This is a genomic window from Tessaracoccus sp., assembly GCF_016714275.1.
GTDB lineage: Bacteria > Actinomycetota > Actinomycetes > Propionibacteriales > Propionibacteriaceae > Arachnia.
In genome coordinates this window covers 516,313-536,070 of record NZ_JADJNP010000004.1, presented here as the reverse complement: position 1 = coordinate 536,070, position 19,758 = coordinate 516,313, and the positions used below count along the sequence as shown (strand labels likewise).

Genomic DNA, 19,758 nt, shown 5'->3' with positions numbered 1-19,758 from the left:
CGACCTATCATCCGGCCGAGAGGCAGACTCAATGACGACACAGCAGGGGCTGGAACAGCCACTGGCCGGCATCGACATCGGCGGCACGAAGACCTCCGCGCTGCTCGTGACCGACGACGGCCGCGTCCTCGGGCGGGAGACGGTCCCCACTCCGGCGAAGGAGGGGGGTGCGATGATCGCCGACACTGCGGCCGCGCTCGTTCGCACGCTGGTGGAACGCGTCGGCCTGGCCCCCCGCGCCGCAGGTGTGGGCGCGTCCGGCGTGATCGACGCCCAAGGCGCCGTCCTCGCCGCATCCGACTCGTTCCACAACTGGGTGGGGTTCCGCCTCTCGGACGAGATCGCGTCGCGCCTCGGCGTGCCCACCATCGCGCTGAACGACGTCAACGCGTTTCTGGTAGGCGAGGCGACCTGGGGCTCGGCCCACGGTGAGGACGTGCTGGGCGTGACGATCGGCACCGGCGTCGGCGGCGCGATGCTCCTGGGCGGCACCCTCCGCAACGGACCCAACGGCGGGGCCGGCGAGATCGGGCACACCGCCCGCTACAGCGACATCGTCTGCACCTGTGGGCGCGTCGGGCACCTGGAGACGGTGGCCGCCGGCCGCTCGATCGCCCGCGCGTACCTGGAGGCCACCGGCCGCGAGGGCGTGACCGCCAAGGACATCGCCGACCTGGCCCGCGACGGCGACCCGGTTGCCATCCGCCTCTTCGAGCGCGCAGGGCACACGCTGGCCCAAGCCTGCGTCAGCGCCGCGACGCTGCTCGACGTCCCCAGCGTCGTCGTCGGTGGGAGCCTCGCGAACGCCTGGGACCTGATGCAGCCCTCGATCGACCGGGTGCTGCGCGACGACCCGCCGGTCACCGGCGCCCCGCTCACCATCAGCCGCGGCTCCCTCGGCGGCGACGCCGTCGCCTTGGGCGCAGCCGCGGCGCTCCGCCAGAGTATGACAGCCCCCACCCCGGAAGGAACCGACGCACCGTGACCACGAGGTCATCCGCACACGAGATCTGGATGGGGCCGATCGCCCCGCTGTCGCCTGGGGGCCTCGAACGTCCCCGGATCGGCATCGCGGGCATCTCGATCGAATCCAGCACCTTCTCCCCGCACCTGTCTGATGAGCGGGCGTTCACCCTCCGCACGGGAGCCGAGTTGCTCGCCTACTACCCGTTCTTGGACGCCGGACGCGACCTGGGCGACGCTGCGGAATGGGTGCCGTTGACGCATGGCCGCTCACTGCCCGGCGGCGCTGTGCCGATGAGCACCTACCGGGCGATGAAGGAGGCGGTCCTCAAGGGCATCGCCGCCGAGGGTCCGTTCGACGCCTTCTTCTTCGACATCCACGGCGCCATGAGCGTGGTCGGGATGGACGACGCCGAGGGCGACCTGGGCACCGCGGTACGCGAGGCGCTCGGGCCGGACACGCTGGTGTCGGCATCGATGGACCTGCACGGCAACGTGTCGAGGGAGCTGCTGGACGCCGTCGACCTCATTACCTGCTACCGGATGGCGCCGCACGAGGACTGGATGAACACCAAGGAGCGCGCGGTGCACAACCTGCTGGCGCGGCTTCGCGGCCCACACGGCGCCGACCCGCTGGCGCGCCGCCCGTTCAAGGCCTGGCGCCAGGTTCCGGTCCTCCTGCCCGGGGAGAAGACCAGCACCCGGTTGGAGCCCGCGAAGGGCATCTACGACCGTGTTGCCGATGTCGCCGACCTCGACGGCGTGGTGGACGCGGCCGTCTGGGTGGGCTACGCCTGGGCCGACGAACCGCGCTGCCAGGCCGTCGTCGTGGTGACCGGCGACGACCGCGAGGTCATCGCCCGCGAGGCCGAGAGCCTGGCGCGGCGCTACTGGGACGCGCGGGAGGACTTCCAGTTCGTCGGCCCGACGGCGTCGTTGCACGAGGCCCTCGACCTGGCCCTGGCCCCGGGGGCGACGCGCCCCTACGTGATCTCGGACTCCGGCGACAACCCCACTGCGGGCGGCGCCGGCGACGTCTCCTGGACGCTGGGCGAGCTGCTCGAGCGCGAGGACCTGCGTGAACCCGGCCGCGTCGTGATCCACGCCTCGATCTTCGACGAGGCCGCCGTCGCGGGGGCCGCGGCCGCGGGCGTCGGCGCCACGGTCACGCTCGAGGTGGGCGGCAGGGTCGACCCAGGTCCGCGCGGGCCTGTCACCCTCACGGGCGAGGTGTTCTCGGTGACCGAGGGAGACCCGACGGCAGGCACACAGGTCGTGGTCCGGGCCGGCTCGGTGCACGCCATCGTCACCGAGCGCCGCAAGCCCTTCCACGAGCTGCAGGACTTCCGGATGCTGGACCTCGAGCCGACGGCGGCGGACGTCGTCATCGTCAAGATCGGCTACCTGGAGCCCGAGCTTTTCGGGCTGGCCGACGACGGGGCCAACTGGATGCTCGCGCTGACCCCCGGCGGCGTCGATCAGGACCTGCTGCGCCTCGGCCACCACCGCCTCCAGCCGGGCGTCTACCCCTTCGACCAGGGCAACACGGACCCCGACCTGACGCCCGTCGTCACCCGCCGTGGGGAGGAGGGCTGACATGCCCCGCTTCGAACTGCGCACTGGCCCCGACTTCGGTGCCGACGCTCCCGTCTACCCGCCGCGGCGCATCCCCGAGTGGTACCGCGACGCGAAGCTCGGCTTCTTCGTCCATTGGGGCCTTTACTCGGTGCCCGCATGGGCGACGGCGCACGGCCCCGGCGGCGTGCCGGACGAGGACGCCTACACGCATCACCAATACGCCGAGTGGTACGGCAACACGGTACGCATCGCCGGCTCCCCCACCTGGGAGCGGCACCAGCGCCTCTACGGCGTCGGCACGTCCTACGAAGACCTGGCCGACCTCTGGCAGGCGGAGGCGTTCGACGCGGACGCACTCGTCAGCGAACTGGTCGGCGCGGGCGCGCGCTACGTCATCCCCACCACCAAGCACCACGAGGGCTTCTGCCTCTGGGACACCCCGACGACGGGCTTCAACGCCGCCCGCCGCGGCCCCCGCCGCGACCTGATCCGGGAGCTGCACGACGCCACCCGCAGGGCCGGTGCGCGTTTCGGCGTCTACTACTCGGGTGCCCTCGACTGGCACGTCTCGGACTTCCCACCGATCGAGTCCGACACCGACCTGTTCCGGTTCCGCCGGCACGACGAGCAGTTCTCGCGCTACGCCGCGGAGCAACTGGAGGAGCTGATCGAGAGGTACTCCCCCGACGTCCTCTGGAACGACATCGAATGGCCCGACGGCGGCAAGGACACGGCGGAGTACTCGCTCGCCGCACTGTTCCGTCGCTACTTCGCGGCGGTGCCCGACGGCGCCATCAACGACCGCTGGGGCGTGCCGTACCACGGCTTCCTGACGCGCGAGTACATGCGGGTCGACGGCGTGCAGGACGAGGTGTTCGAGGCCACGCGCGGCCTCGGCTTCTCGTTCGGCTACAACCAGGACGAGGACTCGCGTCACTCGCTGTCTGGTGCCGCGCTGATCCGGCTGCTGGTCGACGTCGTCAGCAAGAACGGCAACCTGCTGATCAACGTGGGCCCGCGCGCCGACGGCTCGATCCCCGAGCTGCAGCTGACGGCCATGCGCGAGCTGGGCGCCTGGCTGCGCGTCAACGGCGAGGCGATCTACGGCACCCGGCCATGGGTCCGCGCCGGCGAGCCGTTCGGCGCCCCCGTCTCCTACACGACCAGCGGCGACGCCGTGCATGTCCATGCCCTGGACCCCGCCGTCGGCGAGCTGCGACTCCCCGAGGAACTCCACGGACGGTCCTATCGGTGGATCGGCGCGGGCGAAGCTGAGGTCGCCGACGGCATCGTCGCGGTCCCGGAGCCCCTGCGCGGCCGCGCGGCCGCGGTGCTCACGACGCGCTGAACGGTTTTGTCGGCGCGACCCAATAGGGTCGGGGTCGTGGCGAAGAAGCAAGACACCTACGCCTGCACAGAGTGCGGGTGGACGAGCACGCGCTGGGTCGGCCGCTGCGGCGAGTGCCAGGCTTGGGGCACCGTCGCGGAACGGGGCGGTGCGCCCTTGCGGGCGGTGCCGTCGTCGGTCCCGCTGGACAAGGCCGTGCCCATCGGCGACGTGCCCACTGACAAGGCCCGACGACGCAAGACCTCCATCGCGGAGCTCGACAGGGTGCTCGGCGACGGAGTCGTGCCCGGCGCCGTCGTCCTGCTGGCCGGGGAGCCCGGGGTCGGCAAGTCGACGCTGCTGCTGGACGTCGCGGCCAAATGGGCGCGCTCTGGCGAGCGGACGCTGTACGTGTCGGGCGAGGAGTCGGCGTCACAGGTACGCCTGCGGGCGGAGCGCACAGGCGCGCTGGCGGAGACGCTGTACCTCGCCTCGGAGAACGACCTCGGCACGGTGCTCGGCCACGTCGAAGAGGTCAAGCCGTCGCTGCTGGTGCTGGACTCGGTACAGACCATCGCGTCTGATTCCGAAGGCGCACCCGGCGGCCCCAACCAGGTCCGCGAGGTCACCGGCGCCATCGCGCGCGTCGCGAAACGCGAGGGGATGGCCGCGGTGATCGTCGGCCACGTCACGAAGGACGGTTCCATCGCGGGTCCGCGGACGATGGAGCACATGGTCGACGTCGTGCTGTCGTTCGAGGGGGACCGACACTCGGGCTTCCGGATGGTGCGGGCAACGAAGAACCGCTTCGGCCCCGCGGACGAGGTGGGGTGCTTCGAGATGAACGAGCGGGGCATCGTCGAGGTGCCCGATCCGTCCGGGCTGTTCACGTCCGTGCATCGCCAACCGACGCCTGGTACGTGCGTGACGGTGACGCTGGAGGGCAGGCGGCCGCTGCTGGCCGAGGTGCAGGCGCTGGTGGGCCCGGGGCCTGTTCAGTCGCCGCGGCGGACGACGCACGGGCTGGACGGCTCACGGATCGCGATGGTGCTGGCCGTGTTGGAGCGCAAGTCCAAGGAGAAGCTCTCGGACAAGGACGTCTACGTGTCGACGGTGGGCGGGGCGCGCGTGACGGACCCCTCGGTAGACCTGGCGTCGGCCATCGCGGTGGTCTCCGCGGCGCGGGACTGGGCGGACCCACGCCGCGTCGTCGCGCTCGGCGAGGTCGGCCTCGCCGGTGAACTGCGGCGCGTTCCCGGAGTCGAACGCCGGCTCGCGGAGGCGGCGCGCCTCGGCTTCCAGCTCGCCCTGATCCCTCAGGGCTCGCGCGACGTGACCGTGAAGGTGCCACGCCTGGGCGACTTGAAGGTCATCGAGGTGCCCACGCTGCACGACGCCCTCGCCGAGCTGCACCTGGTCGAACGCCAAGGCACCCCTCCCCGCCCGCCGAACATCCGGGCGCTCAAGTGACGTGTCCCCGTTGATGGAGTGGCTACGGATCGGCGAGTTGGCCCGGCGGACCGGGCTCACGCAGCGCGCACTGCGGCACTACGACGAGATCGGGCTTCTCGTCCCCAGCGGGCGCTCGGGCGGCGACTACCGCCTCTACTCGCGCGCGGACGTCGAGCGCCTGCTCGCCATCCAGCACCTGAAGTCTCTGGGCCTGTCGCTTACGGAGATCACCGAAGCACTGAACGGTGAGGGCGCCGACCCTGGCGAGTTGCTCGCCAGACACGCTGAGGTCGTAGAACGTCGGATCGCGGAAGAGCGGGAGCTCCTCACCCGCTTGCGTCGGCTGCAGCGCGCGGCCGAGACGCCGCCGGCTGGCAGCGAGGCCGGGCCGGGGTGGGACGATGTCCTGGAGTCGATCGCGCTGGCAGAGCGGCTGCGGCACGTGGATGCCGACGTGCGATTCGCTGCGGCGATCGGCAGCCCGGCTCGGCTGACTCCCGACGACATGATCACCCTGCTGCTCGATCCGGACCCGGGCGTCCGCGAGGGCGCGGCGTGGGCCGTGGCCCACCGGCGCGACACCCTCGCCGAGCTCACGCCCCGGCTTCTGACCGGCGACGACGTCTCGCGTCATGCGCTGGCGCACGTACTTGGCAAGGTCCGCGCCGCCGACGCCATCCCCGTCCTCACCGAGCTCCTGTCCGACTCAGACGAGCGCGTGGCAGCCAAGGCGGCGTTCAGCCTCGGCCAAATCGGCTCGTCGCTCGGCGGTGACGCGTTGGCGAACGCAGTCGAGGATCCCAGGCAGCGGGTTCGGGACGAGGCCGCTGCCGCGCTGGCCCGCACACCGGGCGCGGTGTCGCTGCTCGTCGCCGTTCTCCGGACCGGGTCGGTGGTCGCCCGCGAGGCTGCTGCGGACGCCCTCGGGTTCGTCTCCTCCGCGCCGGTCGAGGCCCTTGCCGAGGCACTTTCGGATCCGGAGCACCGCGTGCGGTTCGCGGCCCTCGCGGCCCTGGGACATCTGCCGGGCGACGAAGCGTCCGCCGCCATCAGGACGGCGGCGGACGCCGAGGACCGCCGCGAACGCCTCCTCGCTCGTCGACTCCTCGATGACCGCGCCCGGAATCAGCGGTCAGCCGCGAACCGCAAGGCCAACTGAGCGAGCAACGGGTCGTCGCCGGACGCGATGCGGCGCAGGGGCTCGTCGGCGGCGAAGGCCAGCTGGCCGAGCGCCGAGACGGCCGCCAGCCTGACCGCGGGTACGGGGTCGGCGGTTAGCTCCTCCAGCGCCGGGGCCGCCGCGTCGGCCTCAGGACCGCCCAAGTGGCCGAGCGTCTCCGCCGCGTGCTCCCGAACCTCCGGGTCGTCGCTGGACAGGGCCGCGACAAGTGCAGGAACCGCGGGTTCGCCGACGGTGGCCAGCGCGTTGGTCAGGGCGTCACGCTGCAGGAGGTCGCCGTCGGCCAGCCGCGCGACGAGTACGCCGACGGCCCGCTCACCTCCGGTGTTCGCAGCGGCGCGGTACGCCTTGATGGCTACGTCTGCGTCGGCGTCGGCGACCAACGGAGCGACGGCCTCGAAGTCGTCCGCCGACGCTACCTTGCTCAACACATGCGCCGCGGTGCGACGCTGTGCGGGATCCACGTCGCCCAGCATGGCGGCCAGGTGCGGCCGTGCGGGTTCCGCGTGCTGCACGACCGCCCACGTCAGGTCCTCGCGGACCCGGGAGTCGGGCTCTACCCGCAGCCGGTCGAGCAGCGCCCCGACCACGGCGTCGTCGCGGACGGCGCCCAGAGCGAGGGCAGCCTGGCGACGGTCGGTGCCGTCGAAGGCGTCGAGGGAAAGGATCAGGGTCTGGACATCGGTCATGCTGATGAGGCTAAACGTTCACGCGACGTGAAGGTCAAACGCCGTCGAGCACCGTTCTCTGTGAGCGGAGAGACGTCCTAGACTGACGGGGACCGAGAAGGAGGGCCGGTGTCGAAGCCAACGGTGCGCCGCTACCTGAAGCTGCTCGCGCCCGGAACCCCGCTGCGGGCGGGCGTCGACCGCATCTTGCAAGGACGCACCGGGGCGCTGATCGTCCTCGGCAACAACCAGGCCGTGCAGCACGTGTGCTCCGGTGGGTTCAAGATCGGCGTCGAGTGCACCGAGCAGGCGCTTCGGGAGCTCGCGAAGCTGGACGGCGCCATCGTGCTCTCCAATGACCTCGGCACCATCGTCGCCGCCGGCGTGCATCTCGTTCCAGCGGGCGACCTCCCGACGGCGGAGACCGGCACCCGGCACCGCTCAGCCGACCGCACGGCCCAGGCCGCCGACGTGCCTGTGGTCACCGTTTCGGCATCGATGTCAACGGTGTCGCTTTTCCTCGACGGCCGCCGCCACCTCGTCGAGACGGTCCCACAGGTGATCAGCCGCGCCAACCAGACCCTGGCGACGCTCTCGCGCGTCGTGGCCCACCTCTCCGACCTGCTCGACCAGTTCTCCACGCTCGAGATCAGCGAGCAGGTCACCCTCCGCGACCTCACGCACGTGGCGCACCGCGTCGAACTCGCGCGGCGTCTTTCCGCCGAGATGCAGTTCCATATCGACCTCCTCGGCGTCGAGGGCCGCATGGTCGCCCTGCAACACGCGGAGCTGGCCGGGGCGTACGAGGGCATCGCCCCGCTGCTCGTCGCCGACTACGCACACAACCTCGACGACCCTTCGCAGCTTGACCTCGCGAAGCTCGCCAACTTCTCCTCCGAAGAGCTCTTCAGCGGACAGCTCGTCGCCGAACGCCTGGGCTTCGGTGCCGGCGCGAACCTCGAGCAGTCGTTGTCCTCGCGCGGCATCAGGCTCCTCAGCACCGTCGGCCGGCTGCCCTCGCACCTGGTGGAGAAGCTGCTCACCCACTTCACACTGCAGGAGCTGTTCGGCGCGTCGACGGCCATGCTGCTGGAGATCGACGGCATCGGCCCGACGCGCGCCCGCCAGATCCGCGACGCCCTCCTGCGGGTCACCGACAACTCGTAAACCGGCTAAGCCTCGATCCACCGGTGGGCGCCGTAGCGAGCGGCACCAGACAGGTGCACGGGCAAGCCCTGGACGCGACGGCATACCGAACACGTCTGTTGAGCGGTCAGGGCGAAGCCAGTGTGCCTGGATGGGGCCGCGTAGGAGGCGCAGATCGGTGGATCGAGGCTAAACTGTCCCCGAACACAGGGGAGCACTGAAGAGTGCTGAGAGTGCGGACGGTCCGCAGACCCTCGAACCTGATCCGGTTAGCACCGGCGTAGGGAGTGGGAGTTCTCCTCGGCACGTGCCGAGCCTCCGAAAGGAGTGCACACATGAAGATCCGTATTGCCATGGCCGCCCTATCGGTCGTCGCGCTTGCCGCGTGCGCCGGCACGACCCCCGCACCCTCGGCAGGGGGCAGCGGCCCGGCGACGACTCCCGGAACGCAGGCACGGACGGAGTCGAAGAAGCTGACGGTCGTCACCCACGACTCGTTCGCCCTGCCCGAGGAGCTGCTGAAGAAGTTCGCCGACCAGACCGGCTACGAGGTCACCTACACCGCCCCTGGCGAGGGGACGTCGCTGGTCAACCAGCTGATCCTCACCAAGGACTCGCCGCTGGGCGACGTCGTGTTCGGCATCGACTCGACGACCGCCCCCCGCGTCGTGCGCGAGGGCGTCATCGTTCCGCACGTCGCGGACGCGAAGGTCAAGGACGGCCTCGCCGCAGAGGGGCTGACCCCCGTCGACTTCGGTGATGTCTGCGTAAACGCCGACTCCGCCTGGTTCGCCACGAACAACGTGCCGGTCCCCACCACCCTCGACGACCTTGTGGCTCCCGCCTACAAGGATCTCGTCGTCGTCCCCTCCCCCACGTCCTCCTCGCCGGGGCAGTCGTTCCTGCTCGCCACGATCGGCGCGAAGGGAGACGGGTGGCTCGACTACTGGAAGGCGCTGAAGGACAACGGCGTGAAGTTCGCCGCGGGCTGGTCCGACGCCTACTACACCGACTTCTCCGGCGCCGACGGCAAGGGCCCGCGCCCGCTCGTCCTCAGCTACGCCACCTCCCCCGCCTACACCGTCGACGGCGACGCCTCGACGACGGAGGCATTGCTCGGCACATGCATCCGCCAGGTCGAGTACGCCGGCATCCTCGCGGGCGCGCAGAACGAGGTGGGCGCCGCGAAGTTCATCGACTTCCTCCTGACCCCCGAGGTCCAGGCGACGATCCCGGAGAACATGTACATGTACCCGGCCCTCGACGGCGTCGCGCTGCCGGAGGCGTGGGCGAAGTTCGCACCGCTTTCGGACCAGCCGATCGCGGTTGACGGCGCCGAGGTCGACGCCAACCTTGAGAACTGGCTGCGGACCTGGGCCGAGGAAATCGGGTGACGAAGGCGGCCTGGCGCGCGGCGTGGGTAGCAGTCGCGCTGCTCCCCGCCGTATTCCTGGTCGTCTTCTTCGCGTGGCCGGCGACGAACCTGATCGTCCACGGGTTCCGCGACGGCGACACTTGGACCCTCGGCGGATTCGCGGAGGTCTTCTCGTCCGCTCGGACGTGGCGCGCCGTTGGGTTCACCCTCGCCTCCGCCGGGGCAACGACGCTGCTGAGCGTCCTGCTCGGCCTTCCCGGCGCGCACGCGCTCTACCGCTGCCGGTTCCCTGGTCGCGACGCACTGCGGGCCGCGGTCACCGTCCCATTCGTGCTGCCGACAGTGGCGGTCGGCATCGCGTTGGGCGCGCTGCTCCGCGACGACGGATGGCTCGGTTGGCTGGGCCTCGGCGGCACCCCCGTCGCGATCGTCGCGGCGATGGTGTTCTTCAACTACTCGGTCGTGGTCCGGACGGTCGGCGCGATGTGGGCGCGCCTCGACCCACGCCTCGCCCAGGCCGGCGCCACCCTGGGCGCCGGCCCGCTCCGCGTGTTCACGACCGTCACGCTGCCGACGCTGGCTCCCGCCGTGCTGTCGGCAGCGGCGCTGGTGTTCCTGTTCAGTTCTTCGTCGTATGGCATCGTGATGGTGCTCGGCCACGGCAAGTACCACACCGTCGAGACCGAGATCTGGTTCCTGACGACCCAGCTCCTCGACCTGCGGGGCGCGGCGGCGCTGTCGATCACACAGCTGGTCATCGTTGCCATGGCCTTGTGGGCGACGGGGCGCGCCCAGGTCGGCCTGACCCGGGCGCTGAAGCTGCAACCCGACGTCGGCGCCGCCCGTCGCTACGACGCGCGCCGCGATCTCCCCGCGCTGACGGCCACCCTCGCAACCGCGGTGCTATTGCTCGGACTGCCGGTGGCGAACCTCGTGTGGCGCTCGCTGCACCGCGCAGGCTCGTTCACGTTCGCGAACTACACCGAGCTCGCGACGGCGACGGTCCAGGGCGCCAACCCCTGGCGTGCGCTGGGCACCTCGCTCACGACAGCGCTCGCCGCCACGGCGATCGCGGTCCCGCTCGGGGTGATCGTCGCCCTCGTGGCCTCCCGGCGCCCGCGCCGCCCAGCCGCGCGCCACGCCCTCGCCGCCGTCGAGGCCGTCTACCTTCTGCCGTTGGGGGTCTCCGCGGTCACCGTCGGCTTCGGCTACCTGATCACGCTGAACCGGCCGCCGCTGGACCTGCGCTCCAGCCTGATCTTGATCCCGATCGCCCAAGCCGTGGTGGCGCTTCCCCTGGTGGTGCGCAGCCTGCTGCCCACCCTTCGTGCCGTCGACCCACGCCAGCTGGAGGCGGCCGCGACGCTGGGGTCGCCGCCGTGGGCCGTGCTGGCCAGGGTCGAGCTGCCGCACCTGACGCGGGGCCTGGGCCTCGCCGTCGGCTTCGCGTTTGCGACATCGCTCGGCGAGTTCGGCGCGACATCGTTCCTTGCCAGGCCCGACAACCCCACGCTGCCCGTCCTCGTCGTGCGGCTCTTCGGGCGTCCCGGAGCGGAGTCGTACAGCCTGGCATTGGCCGCGACCGTTGTCCTGGCAGGATTGGCGGGGGCCGCGATGGCCCTCGCGGAGCGGGCACGGCCCGAGGAGGTGACGGCGTGGTGAGCGGACACAGAACGAGCGGACTTGAGGTGCGCGACGCGACGGTGCGCTACGGCGAGACGGTCGCTCTCGATCGCGTCAGCCTGAGCGTCGACCCCGGCGAGGTGGTCGCCCTGCTCGGCCCCTCGGGCTCGGGGAAGTCCACGCTGCTGCGCACGATCGCCGGGCTCGAACCGCTCGTCTCTGGCTCCGTCCTCTGGGACGGCGCGGACCTCGCCGCGGTCCCCACCCACAAGCGCGGCTTCGGGATGGTGTTCCAGGACGGCCAACTGTTCCCAACGATGAGCGTGGGCCGCAACGTCGGCTACGGCCTGGCGCACTTGTCGAAGTCGGAGCAACGCACGCGGGTGTCTGAGCTCCTCGATCTCGTCGGCCTGCCCGGCCTCGATCACCGCCGCCCCACCGAGTTGTCCGGCGGTCAGGCCCAACGCGTCGCCCTCGCCCGCTCGCTCGCCCCTAGCCCCCGCGCCCTGCTGCTCGACGAGCCGCTGTCCGCGCTCGACCCGGGCCTGCGTCGTCGACTCGCCGACGACCTCGCCCGCATCCTGCGCGAGACCCACACCACCGCCGTCTACGTCACCCACGACCCGGACGAGGCGGAGCGGGTCGCCGACCGCGTACTCACCCTCACGCCCCCGGTCTGACCCGCACAAGATAGCGACACTGCGTCGCTATCTGTCCGCAACCGCCGTCGACCAGCCGCGGGACGTCTACGATCCAGGCGTTGTCGATGCGAGAATGGCCTCATGCCCAAGATCGCCGCCGCAACGATCGCCGAACACCGCGAGAACGTCCTCGCCGCGCTGGTCGATGCCAGCGAGCGCATCCTCCGCGCCGGCGAGCCCCTCACCGCCGGGGTTGTGAGTGCCGCGGCGGGGATCGCCCGTAACTCGATCTACCGTTATGTCGACAGTGTCGATGACCTGCGTGTGCTCGTCCTCGAGCGGTACCTGCCCGATTGGGAGCGAGCGGTCACGACAGCGCTCGCGCCGTTGGACGATCCCGGCGACCGCGTCGTCGAGTGGGTCCGCGTCAACATCCGGCAGGCCTTCCTCACCGGGCACGGATGGTTCATCACCATGGCCCGCGAGGCGCCCACCTCCTCCGCGATGCAGGACCTGGCCGACCACGCGCACAACATCATGCGCCACCCGCTCGGCGACGCCTGGCTCCAGCTCACGGGCGACGCCAACTCGGCGCGAATTCAGTCGTCCCTCACCCTTGGCCTCCTCGGCGCTGCCTTCCAGCAGCTGAACGGCGGTCTCCCCCTCGACGAGGTCACGGCAGCCACCGCCGCAGCGACCCGCGCAATCGTCGACGCCACCCGCCGCCGCGCCGCCTGACTCCTCAATCAGCGCGAGCGCGGAAACCCATCCAGGCCGCGTGGACACGCTGGGCGACCGTGAACGCGCTCCCGACGGCGACGACGGCCAGCGCGAGGCTCAGCACCCAGACAGGGGCACCAAGGCCGACGGCGAGGACGCCAAGGAGGGCTCCGACCAGCCGGTCCGTGCGCTCGAACAGCCCCACAGAGGCGTCGACGCCCACGGCCTCCGCGCGGGCTCGCGCGTAGGAGACCAGAAACCCGAAGACCAGGCACGCCAGCGTCAGCCAGAGGATCTCGGGCCTGTTGACGACGCCGGTGACGTCCACGCCAACACCCGGCGCGGGGCCTCCTCCCGCTGCCCAGAGGGCGAGGCCCGAGAACACGGCGGCGTCCGCGGCACGGTCAAGGGTGGAGTCCAGAAAGGCCCCGAAGCTACTCTCCCTGCCCGTGACCCGGGCAAGGGTGCCGTCGATGCCGTCGCCCAGCAGGAAAACCGCGATGACGATAGCGCCCGCGAGGAAGTGCCCTAGGGGCAAGAGCGTCAGCGACGCGGCGACCACGCCGGCCGTGCCGACGACGGTGACCTGAACAGGGGTCACCCCCGCCGCGGCGAGCAAACGCGCGGCGGGGGTGAGTGCCCGTCCATAGGTTCCGCGAAGGAAGTCCAGCACGGTACCGGTCAGCCGTTGTCGACCGCCGGGGTCAGCGCGAGGGCGTCCGCCTTCGCGACGCCGGTGAACCGGAAAGGCAGCTCCGAGCCCTCCTCGGCGACGTCGACCAGGACGATCTGCCCGGCAGAGAGTTCCCCGAAGAGGATCTTCTCCGCGAGGATGTCCTCGATGTCGCGCTGGAGCGCACGGCGCAGCGGCCGCGCACCGAGCACGGGATCGAAACCACGCTTGGCGATGAGCGTCTTCGCGGCAGGCGTGAGCTCGATGCCCATGTCCTTGTCCTTGAGCCGGCCCTCGATCTGGGCGACCATCAGGTCCACGATCCGCTCGATATCCGCCTGCGACAGCTGGTGGAAAACGACGATCTCATCGACACGGTTCAGGAACTCGGGGCGGAAGTGCTGCTTCAGCTCATCCGACACCTTTGCCTTCATCTTCTCGTAGCTCGACGCCTCATCTCCCGCACGCGAGAATCCGAGGTTCACCGACTTCGAGATATCGCGGGTGCCGAGGTTCGTCGTCATCACGATCACCGTGTTCTTGAAGTCCACGACCCGGCCCTGGGCGTCGGTCAACCGACCCTCGTCCAGGATCTGCAGCAGCGAATTGAAGATGTCGGGATGCGCCTTCTCGATCTCGTCGAACAGCACCACCGAGAACGGCTTGCGGCGCACCTTCTCGGTCAGCTGGCCACCCTCCTCGTAGCCGACATATCCGGGCGGGGAGCCGAACATCCGGGAAGCGGTGTGTTTCTCCGAGTATTCGCTCATATCCAGCGTGATCAGCGCGTCCTCGTCCCCGAACAGGAACTCGGTGAGCGCCTTCGTCAACTCGGTCTTTCCAACGCCAGACGGGCCGGCGAAGATGAACGAGCCGCTGGGGCGCTTCGGGTCCTTCAGACCCGCACGCGTGCGGCGGATCGAGCGCGAGAGCGCCTTGACGGCATCCTCCTGGCCGATGTAACGCTTGCCGAGCTCGGCCTCCATGCGGAGCAGCCGCTGCGACTCCTCCTCGGTGAGCTTGAACACCGGGATGCCGGTCGAGCCGGAGAGCACGACGGCGATCTCTTCCTCGCCGACGACGGCGGGCAGGTCGGAATCGCCCTGCTTCCAGGCCTCCTCGCGCTCGGCCCGCTGCGCGCGGAGCTTCTGCTCCTCGTCCCGAAGGCGCGCGGCGCGCTCGAAGTCCTGCGCGTCGATAGCCGCGTCCTTCTGGAGCTTGTTGGCCGCGAGGGCCTCGTCGAACTCCCGCAGATCCGGCGGAGCGGTCATGCGCTGAATGCGCAGTCGCGCACCCGCCTCGTCGATCAGGTCGATGGCCTTGTCAGGCAGGAACCGATCCTGGATGTAGCGATCCGCCATCGTCGCAGCGGCCGAGAGGGCCTCGTCGGTGATGGTGATCCTGTGGTGCGCCTCGTAGCGGTCGCGCAGGCCCTTGAGGATGTCGATCGTCATGGCGACCGACGGTTCGGCCACCTGGATCGGCTGGAAGCGGCGCTCGAGAGCCGCGTCCTTCTCGATGTGCTTGCGGTACTCGTCCAGCGTCGTCGCACCGATGGTCTGCAGCTCGCCACGCGCCAGCATCGGCTTCAGGATGCTGGCGGCGTCGATCGCGCCCTCCGCGGCGCCGGCCCCGACGAGGGTGTGGATCTCGTCGATGAACAGCATGATGTCGCCGCGGGTCTTGATCTCCTTCAGCACCTTCTTCAAGCGCTCCTCGAAGTCGCCGCGGTAGCGGGAGCCCGCGACAAGCGCGCCGAGATCGAGCGTGTAGATCTGCTTGTCGCGCAAGGTCTCGGGCACGTCGCCGCGCACGATCGCTTGCGAAAGGCCCTCGACGACAGCTGTCTTGCCGACGCCGGGCTCGCCGATCAGCACCGGGTTGTTCTTGGTGCGGCGGCTGAGCACGGTCATGACGCGCTCGATCTCCTGCGTGCGCCCGATGACCGGGTCGAGCAGGTTGTCGCGAGCGGCCTGCGTCAGGTTGCGGCCGAACTGGTCGAGGATCTGGGACGTGGCCTTCTCAGGCCCGGTCTCGGGGGCACCGGACATCGAGGCCTCGCGGCCCTGGTAGCCGGTGATGAGCTGGAGCACGGTGCTGCGGACGCGGCTGAGATCCGCGCCGAGCTTGATCAGCACCTGCGCGGCGACACCCTCACCCTCGCGGATGAGCCCGAGCAGGATGTGCTCGGTGCCGATGTAGCTGTGATTCATCTGCAGCGCCTCGCGGAGCGACAGCTCCAACACCTTCTTCGCGCGCGGGGTGAACGGGATGTGACCCGTCGGGACCTGCTGGCCCTGGCCGATGATCTCCTCGACCTGTGCCCGCACGGCCTCCAGCGCGATGCCGAGCGACTCCAGCGCCTTGGCGGCCACGCCCTCACCCTCGTGAATGAGCCCGAGCAAGATGTGCTCGGTGCCGATGAAGTTGTGGTTGAGCAGCTTCGCCTCGTCCTGAGCCAGGACGATCACGCGCCGCGCCCGGTCGGTGAACCGTTCGAACATAACTAACTTCCCTCCTTGTTGCATCGACGACACCGCGTCGGCAACTTCTTCCGATCTTACTAACGACTGGCCAAACCAACCCGATCCATGGTTCACCGAGCGAGAACACGAAAAAAGCCGGCGGGGTGCTCTCGCACCCCGCCGGCTTCGACGTGGCTCAGTTGGCGGCCTCGTAGGCCTCCATCACGTTGGCCGGGATGCGGCCACGGTCGGAAACCTCGTAGCCGTTGTCGCGGGCCCAGGTGCGGATCTCGGCGAGGCCGCCCTTCGGGGAGCGCGCGGCCTTGCGCCCCGAGGACGCCTTGCGCCGGCCGACACGCTCCGCCTTTGCGATGAACGGGGCAAGCGCGGCCTCGAGCTTGGCGACGTTCGCGTCGCTGAGATCGATCGTGTACTCCGCCTTGTCGAGCGAGAACTCGACGGCGCGTGCGTCGGCGCTACCGTCGATGTCGTCGGTAAGAATGACGCGGATCTCTCGTGCCACAGGGGACTCCTTCTAGATATCGTTGAGAGCTATCATGTGAACCATACATTCACCGTTGGTCAAATAACAAGAGAGAAGCGGCCCCTTACTTTGCCGGGCTCGAACGTGCCTCGGGCATGCGCCAGATGGCAGCCCTGACCGAAGTGAGATTGGCCGCTTCCGAGAGAAACATGTTGAATCTACGCATATTAACCGTAGGGGGTTTGTCCCTTCCCGGACACGAACCGATCTCTCTCGGACCCCGCCATCCCAGCAGCATCTCGCTCATTAGTATTCACGCTGAGATCGACGGCGACGAGATCGTCACGGCTGACGTTACGAGCGGATATGGTCATCGCGGCGCCGAGAAGCTCTTCGAGGTTCGCGATTACCGCTCCATGATCATGCTGGCGGACCGACATGATTGGCTCGCCGCGTTTAGTGGCGAACTCGGTCTCGCGCTGACGCTGGACAATGCCATGCGCCTTACTCCCCCACCCCGCGCCACGCTGCTGCGAACCCTCCTCGCCGAACTCGCGCGCATCCACAGCCACCTCTCGTTTCTCAGTTACCTCGCACCCGACCCTGCGGTCGGATTGTGGGACACCGTCGAGGCCATCCGTGGGCGACTCCTCGCCTGGGCGGGCAACCGGATCCATCCCATGCTGAACCGCGTCGGAGGTCTCGCCTCGGACGCCCCCAACGGCTGGCTGGAGGCGCTGGACCCGGTGCTCGATGACGTCGCCCGCCTCGCCGACGCCCTCAGAAGGAAGCTCGCCGCCACAGAGCGGTTCCGCGGCCTGGCCGTCCTCGACCGCGACGCCTGCCTGGGTTACGGGCTCTCCGGCCCCGTCGCGCGCGCCGCCGGCCTTGACCTCGACCGCCGGGTCACTGGCTACCTCACCTACGGCCGGGTCTTCCATCCCGCGCCTCTGCGGCGGGCGGGAGACGCCGAGTCACGCCTGGGCGTCCTGATCGACGAACTGGTCACCTCCGCGGACATGGTGCGCGCGGCGCGCTCCCTGGCGGCGACGACGCCGGGTGAGGTGTCGACGCGCCTCTCCCGCCGCCTGAAGGTCCCGGAGGGCGAACACGTCACCGACATCGAGGCGCCGTGGGGCGTCGCGTCGTGCCACATGGTCTCTCGCGGCGGACAGACGCCCTGGCGTGTGGGCCTGCGCACGCCGTCGTTCGCCAACCTCTCCGCCCTCGGCCCCGCGCTGGCCGGCGTGCGTCTTGGTCAGCTGCCCGACGTCGTCGCCAGCCTGGGGTACACGGTCGGGGACGCGGACAAGTAGAGAACGCGGAACCCCCGGCACAGGGCCGGGGGTTCGTGGTTGTGGGTCGCTCAGGCGCGAATGCGGAGGTCGGGAAGCTCGTCGAGGTTCAGCTTCGCGAGGTCGACCATGGTGGGGTGTTCGTCGTCGCCCCAGATGTCCTCGATGCTTGGGCTCATCGCGTTGCGCGGCAGAGTGAGGATGTTGGTGGTCTCCTCCGCCTCGAGTTCCGCGATCCGAGCCTCAAGCTGGTCGATGCGGGCCTGGCGCTCGGCGACCTCGGCTCGGAGCCACACGGCGTTGCCACGCATTGCGGACAGCTCGCTCTTGGCGGCGCCCAGCTGGCCCCGCAGCTTGGCGATGACGGCCTGGAGGTTCTCGGCGCGTGCGTTGAAGCGGCCGATCATGGCGACCGACTCCTCGTGGAAGCGCGACGCCTGCCGTGCGCGGAGCGTCACCTCATGCTTCATCTCCGCGGCGTGGCGGGCGCGCTCGGCGGCCAGCTCCCGCACGGCGAACCAGAACGCGGCGATCGCCATGGCGACGGCGACGACGACGCCCGCGCGGACCACCCACACGCCGCCGAGAAGTGATGCGAGCGACGCGACGGTGCCCACGACAAGGATCGCGAGCGCGATCGTACGTTCAGAAGATTTCGATGCAGCGCGACGTCCAGCCATGCCGCGGATTGTAGTGCCTGCCCGCGCGACACGCCGTGTCGGAAGCGGCGTGTCCGGCATTCAGGCGGCCGTGGGGTGGCCGCGGCCGGTGGTGCCCTCGCCGGGCTCGCCGGGACCCCCTGGCGTGTCGTCATCGTCGTCGCCATCGTGGACGACGCACGCGCGCTCCAGCAGCGCGCCCGCTCCGGCCAGGAGAAGGGCCGCGACGATCGTCGCTGCCCCCTGGATCACGCGCGCCGAAGGCAAGGGTGCATCGAACCGGGTGATGTAGCGCATCACGTAGACGACGTGCCCGCCCGCGAGGACGGCGCCCGTCACAATCATCGCCTTGGCGATGGCGACCGCCGCGAGCCCTTCCTGCGGGCCCAGCTTGTGCTCCTTGCGCCGCTTCGGCAGCGACCGACGATAGACGACCACGGCAGCCGCGAGCAGCACGAGCAAGATGGGCACCGACCACGGCACTACTGGTGGGAACCCTCCCACCGTCTCGAATCCGAGCAGGATCATGCCGCTGACGGCCGCGCCCGCAAGGACCGCAACTACGGCCTGCCGCGCGGTGGTCAGGCCGAGCTTTGGCCGCTCGCTCAAAAGCCGGTGCCGGTGAAGGTGATGACGATGTCGTCGCGGCGGTTCACCAGGGAAGTGTCCACCTCGTCGATGAGCTCGGCGATCGGGCCCTGGCCCGCGATCTCGCCGTTCGGGTCGATGTCAAGCCACGGGACGAGCACGAACGCCCGCTCGTGGGCCCGCGGGTGCGGCAACTCGATGTCGCCCTCTGAGATGCGCTTGCCGACCATGATCACGTCGATGTCGAGCGTGCGCGGACCGTCCGGGATCTCGCGGGTCCGGCCGAAGTTCTGCTCGATGGCGGAGCAGCGATCGAGGATCGTCAGCGGCTCCAGCGTGGTCTCCGCGACCACCACGAGGTTCAGGAAGTCGTCCTGTGGCGGACCGCCCATCGGTGTGGTCTGGTACACCGGTGAGACGTCGACCAGCGCCAGGTCGGGGGTGTCGGCGAGAAACTCGACGGCCTCCTGCAGGATGGTGGCCGAGTCGCCCAGGTTGGATCCGAGGCTCAGGACGACCTTTGAGATGGGGCGGAGATTGCCCAGCGTGTCGACGTCGATCTCGAAGGGGCCGTTGGACATCACTTACTTACTCCTACTGATCGTGACCGAGACGTCCGCAAAGCTCTGGCTGAGCGGCGCCTGGGGTTTGTGCACCGTTACCGTGACGCGCTCCACCTTGCCATGCCGCAGGCACCTGTCCGCAATCTCGCCGGCAACCGTCTCGATCAAGTCTCGAGGCTCGCCGGTGACGATTGCCTCCACATCGTCGGCCACATCTGCGTAGCTGACGGTGTCGGCAAGCGCGTCGGAACGCGTCTCCAAAGGGAACTCAAGGACCACGTCGACGACGAACGGCTGCCCGGTCCTGCGTTCCTCGGGGAAGACCCCGTGATAGCCGGTCGCGGTCAGGCCGGTCAAC

19 protein-coding genes and 1 riboswitch are annotated in these 19,758 nt (G+C 69.8%); of the genes, 11 read left to right on the top strand and 8 right to left on the bottom strand.

From position 1 onward, the window contains the following. Window positions 1-31 precede the first annotated feature (31 nt). Genes IPJ61_RS16730 through IPJ61_RS16710 form a run of 5 tightly spaced genes read left to right on the top strand, consistent with a single transcriptional unit; the run spans window position 32 to window position 6,479 of the window. Window positions 32-985, top strand: coding sequence for an ROK family protein (locus IPJ61_RS16730; protein WP_297110217.1), 954 nt, complete (start codon window positions 32-34; stop codon window positions 983-985). After that, window positions 982-2,559, top strand: coding sequence for a M81 family metallopeptidase (locus IPJ61_RS16725; protein WP_297110215.1), 1,578 nt, complete (start codon window positions 982-984; stop codon window positions 2,557-2,559). Before IPJ61_RS16730 ends, IPJ61_RS16725 begins: the two co-directional genes overlap by 4 nt. Before the next feature lies 1 nt (window position 2,560). Further along, on the top strand, window positions 2,561-3,889 hold the full coding sequence (locus IPJ61_RS16720; protein WP_297110212.1) for an alpha-L-fucosidase: 1,329 nt from the start codon (window positions 2,561-2,563) through the stop codon (window positions 3,887-3,889). A gap of 36 nt (window positions 3,890-3,925) precedes the next feature. Further along, a complete protein-coding gene (gene radA / locus IPJ61_RS16715) occupies window positions 3,926-5,338 on the top strand; it encodes a DNA repair protein RadA (protein WP_297110208.1) in 1,413 nt (470 codons plus the stop codon). Between the two features lie 13 nt (window positions 5,339-5,351). Beyond that, window positions 5,352-6,479, top strand: coding sequence for a HEAT repeat domain-containing protein (locus IPJ61_RS16710; RefSeq protein ID WP_297110205.1), 1,128 nt, complete (start codon window positions 5,352-5,354; stop codon window positions 6,477-6,479). Here IPJ61_RS16710 and IPJ61_RS16705 read toward each other — a convergent pair. Then, entirely contained in the window at window positions 6,446-7,189 is a 744-nt protein-coding gene (locus tag IPJ61_RS16705) for a HEAT repeat domain-containing protein (RefSeq protein WP_297110202.1), read from the bottom strand. The genes IPJ61_RS16710 and IPJ61_RS16705 overlap by 34 nt on opposite strands. A gap of 108 nt (window positions 7,190-7,297) precedes the next feature. Here IPJ61_RS16705 and disA point away from each other — a divergent pair, with 108 nt between their 5' ends. The 5 genes from disA to IPJ61_RS16680 all read left to right on the top strand — a co-directional run bounded on the left by disA (window position 7,298) and on the right by IPJ61_RS16680 (window position 12,691). Further along, window positions 7,298-8,335: a DNA integrity scanning diadenylate cyclase DisA gene (gene disA / locus IPJ61_RS16700; RefSeq protein ID WP_297110199.1), complete on the top strand. Its 1,038-nt coding sequence runs from the start codon at window positions 7,298-7,300 to the stop codon at window positions 8,333-8,335. Between the two features lie 177 nt (window positions 8,336-8,512). Then, window positions 8,513-8,618, top strand: a riboswitch (TPP riboswitch). Between the two features lie 31 nt (window positions 8,619-8,649). Next, the gene (locus IPJ61_RS16695) at window positions 8,650-9,708 is read left to right on the top strand and encodes a thiamine ABC transporter substrate-binding protein (protein WP_297110196.1); all 1,059 of its coding nucleotides are present in this window, start codon (window positions 8,650-8,652) and stop codon (window positions 9,706-9,708) included. After that, a complete protein-coding gene (locus IPJ61_RS16690) occupies window positions 9,705-11,351 on the top strand; it encodes an ABC transporter permease (RefSeq protein ID WP_297110193.1) in 1,647 nt (548 codons plus the stop codon). Before IPJ61_RS16695 ends, IPJ61_RS16690 begins: the two co-directional genes overlap by 4 nt. Beyond that, entirely contained in the window at window positions 11,348-11,992 is a 645-nt protein-coding gene (locus IPJ61_RS16685) for an ABC transporter ATP-binding protein (protein WP_297110190.1), read from the top strand. The genes IPJ61_RS16690 and IPJ61_RS16685 overlap by 4 nt, the downstream gene beginning before the upstream one ends. A 102-nt stretch (window positions 11,993-12,094) precedes the next feature. Next, window positions 12,095-12,691 (top strand): TetR/AcrR family transcriptional regulator, encoded by a 597-nt coding sequence (locus IPJ61_RS16680; protein WP_297110187.1) that lies wholly within the window; start codon window positions 12,095-12,097, stop codon window positions 12,689-12,691. A gap of 4 nt (window positions 12,692-12,695) precedes the next feature. On the opposite strand, the gene pgsA is transcribed toward IPJ61_RS16680, so the two are convergent. The 3 genes from pgsA to IPJ61_RS16665 form a co-directional block, all read right to left on the bottom strand. Next, window positions 12,696-13,346 (bottom strand): phosphatidylinositol phosphate synthase, encoded by a 651-nt coding sequence (pgsA, locus tag IPJ61_RS16675; protein WP_297110184.1) that lies wholly within the window; start codon window positions 13,344-13,346, stop codon window positions 12,696-12,698. An 8-nt stretch (window positions 13,347-13,354) separates the two neighbouring features. Next, a complete protein-coding gene (locus IPJ61_RS16670) occupies window positions 13,355-15,850 on the bottom strand; it encodes an ATP-dependent Clp protease ATP-binding subunit (protein ID WP_297110182.1) in 2,496 nt (831 codons plus the stop codon). 157 nt (window positions 15,851-16,007) lie between these two features. After that, on the bottom strand, window positions 16,008-16,334 hold the full coding sequence (locus tag IPJ61_RS16665; protein WP_297110180.1) for a histone-like nucleoid-structuring protein Lsr2: 327 nt from the start codon (window positions 16,332-16,334) through the stop codon (window positions 16,008-16,010). 203 nt (window positions 16,335-16,537) lie between these two features. Between IPJ61_RS16665 and IPJ61_RS16660 the strand changes: the two genes are divergently transcribed. After that, complete coding sequence (locus tag IPJ61_RS16660) at window positions 16,538-17,611, top strand: NADH-quinone oxidoreductase subunit D-related protein (RefSeq protein WP_297110177.1); 1,074 nt, start codon at window positions 16,538-16,540, stop codon at window positions 17,609-17,611. A gap of 50 nt (window positions 17,612-17,661) precedes the next feature. Here the strand turns inward: IPJ61_RS16660 and IPJ61_RS16655 are convergent, their stop codons facing one another. Genes IPJ61_RS16655 through folB form a run of 4 tightly spaced genes read right to left on the bottom strand, consistent with a single transcriptional unit; the run spans window position 17,662 to window position 19,757 of the window. After that, window positions 17,662-18,270: a hypothetical protein gene (locus IPJ61_RS16655; RefSeq protein WP_297110175.1), complete on the bottom strand. Its 609-nt coding sequence runs from the start codon at window positions 18,268-18,270 to the stop codon at window positions 17,662-17,664. 60 nt (window positions 18,271-18,330) lie between these two features. Further along, the gene (locus IPJ61_RS16650; protein WP_297110173.1) at window positions 18,331-18,858 is read right to left on the bottom strand and encodes a DUF3180 family protein; all 528 of its coding nucleotides are present in this window, start codon (window positions 18,856-18,858) and stop codon (window positions 18,331-18,333) included. Next, on the bottom strand, window positions 18,855-19,418 hold the full coding sequence (gene folK, locus IPJ61_RS16645; RefSeq protein WP_297110170.1) for a 2-amino-4-hydroxy-6-hydroxymethyldihydropteridine diphosphokinase: 564 nt from the start codon (window positions 19,416-19,418) through the stop codon (window positions 18,855-18,857). The genes IPJ61_RS16650 and folK overlap by 4 nt, the downstream gene beginning before the upstream one ends. Window positions 19,419-19,421: 3 nt before the next feature. Beyond that, window positions 19,422-19,757 carry a dihydroneopterin aldolase gene (gene folB, locus IPJ61_RS16640; protein ID WP_297110167.1) on the bottom strand — a complete coding sequence of 112 codons (336 nt, stop codon included), beginning with the start codon at window positions 19,755-19,757 and terminating at the stop codon, window positions 19,422-19,424. Between the last annotated feature and the right edge of the window lies 1 nt (window position 19,758).

What these genes read in the sequence shown, in the direction of transcription:
- folK (WP_297110170.1), bottom strand. Translation starts at nt 19,418, where the DNA reads ATGTCCAACGGCCCCTTCGAGATCGACGTCGACACGCTGGGCAATCTC.
- IPJ61_RS16655 (WP_297110175.1), bottom strand. Translation starts at nt 18,270, where the DNA reads ATGGCTGGACGTCGCGCTGCATCGAAATCTTCTGAACGTACGATCGCG.
- IPJ61_RS16670 (WP_297110182.1), bottom strand. Translation starts at nt 15,850, where the DNA reads ATGTTCGAACGGTTCACCGACCGGGCGCGGCGCGTGATCGTCCTGGCT.
- IPJ61_RS16730 (WP_297110217.1), top strand. Translation starts at nt 32, where the DNA reads ATGACGACACAGCAGGGGCTGGAACAGCCACTGGCCGGCATCGACATC.
- IPJ61_RS16680 (WP_297110187.1), top strand. Translation starts at nt 12,095, where the DNA reads ATGCCCAAGATCGCCGCCGCAACGATCGCCGAACACCGCGAGAACGTC.
- IPJ61_RS16705 (WP_297110202.1), bottom strand. Translation starts at nt 7,189, where the DNA reads ATGACCGATGTCCAGACCCTGATCCTTTCCCTCGACGCCTTCGACGGC.
- IPJ61_RS16695 (WP_297110196.1), top strand. Translation starts at nt 8,650, where the DNA reads ATGAAGATCCGTATTGCCATGGCCGCCCTATCGGTCGTCGCGCTTGCC.
- IPJ61_RS16720 (WP_297110212.1), top strand. Translation starts at nt 2,561, where the DNA reads ATGCCCCGCTTCGAACTGCGCACTGGCCCCGACTTCGGTGCCGACGCT.
- IPJ61_RS16710 (WP_297110205.1), top strand. Translation starts at nt 5,352, where the DNA reads ATGGAGTGGCTACGGATCGGCGAGTTGGCCCGGCGGACCGGGCTCACG.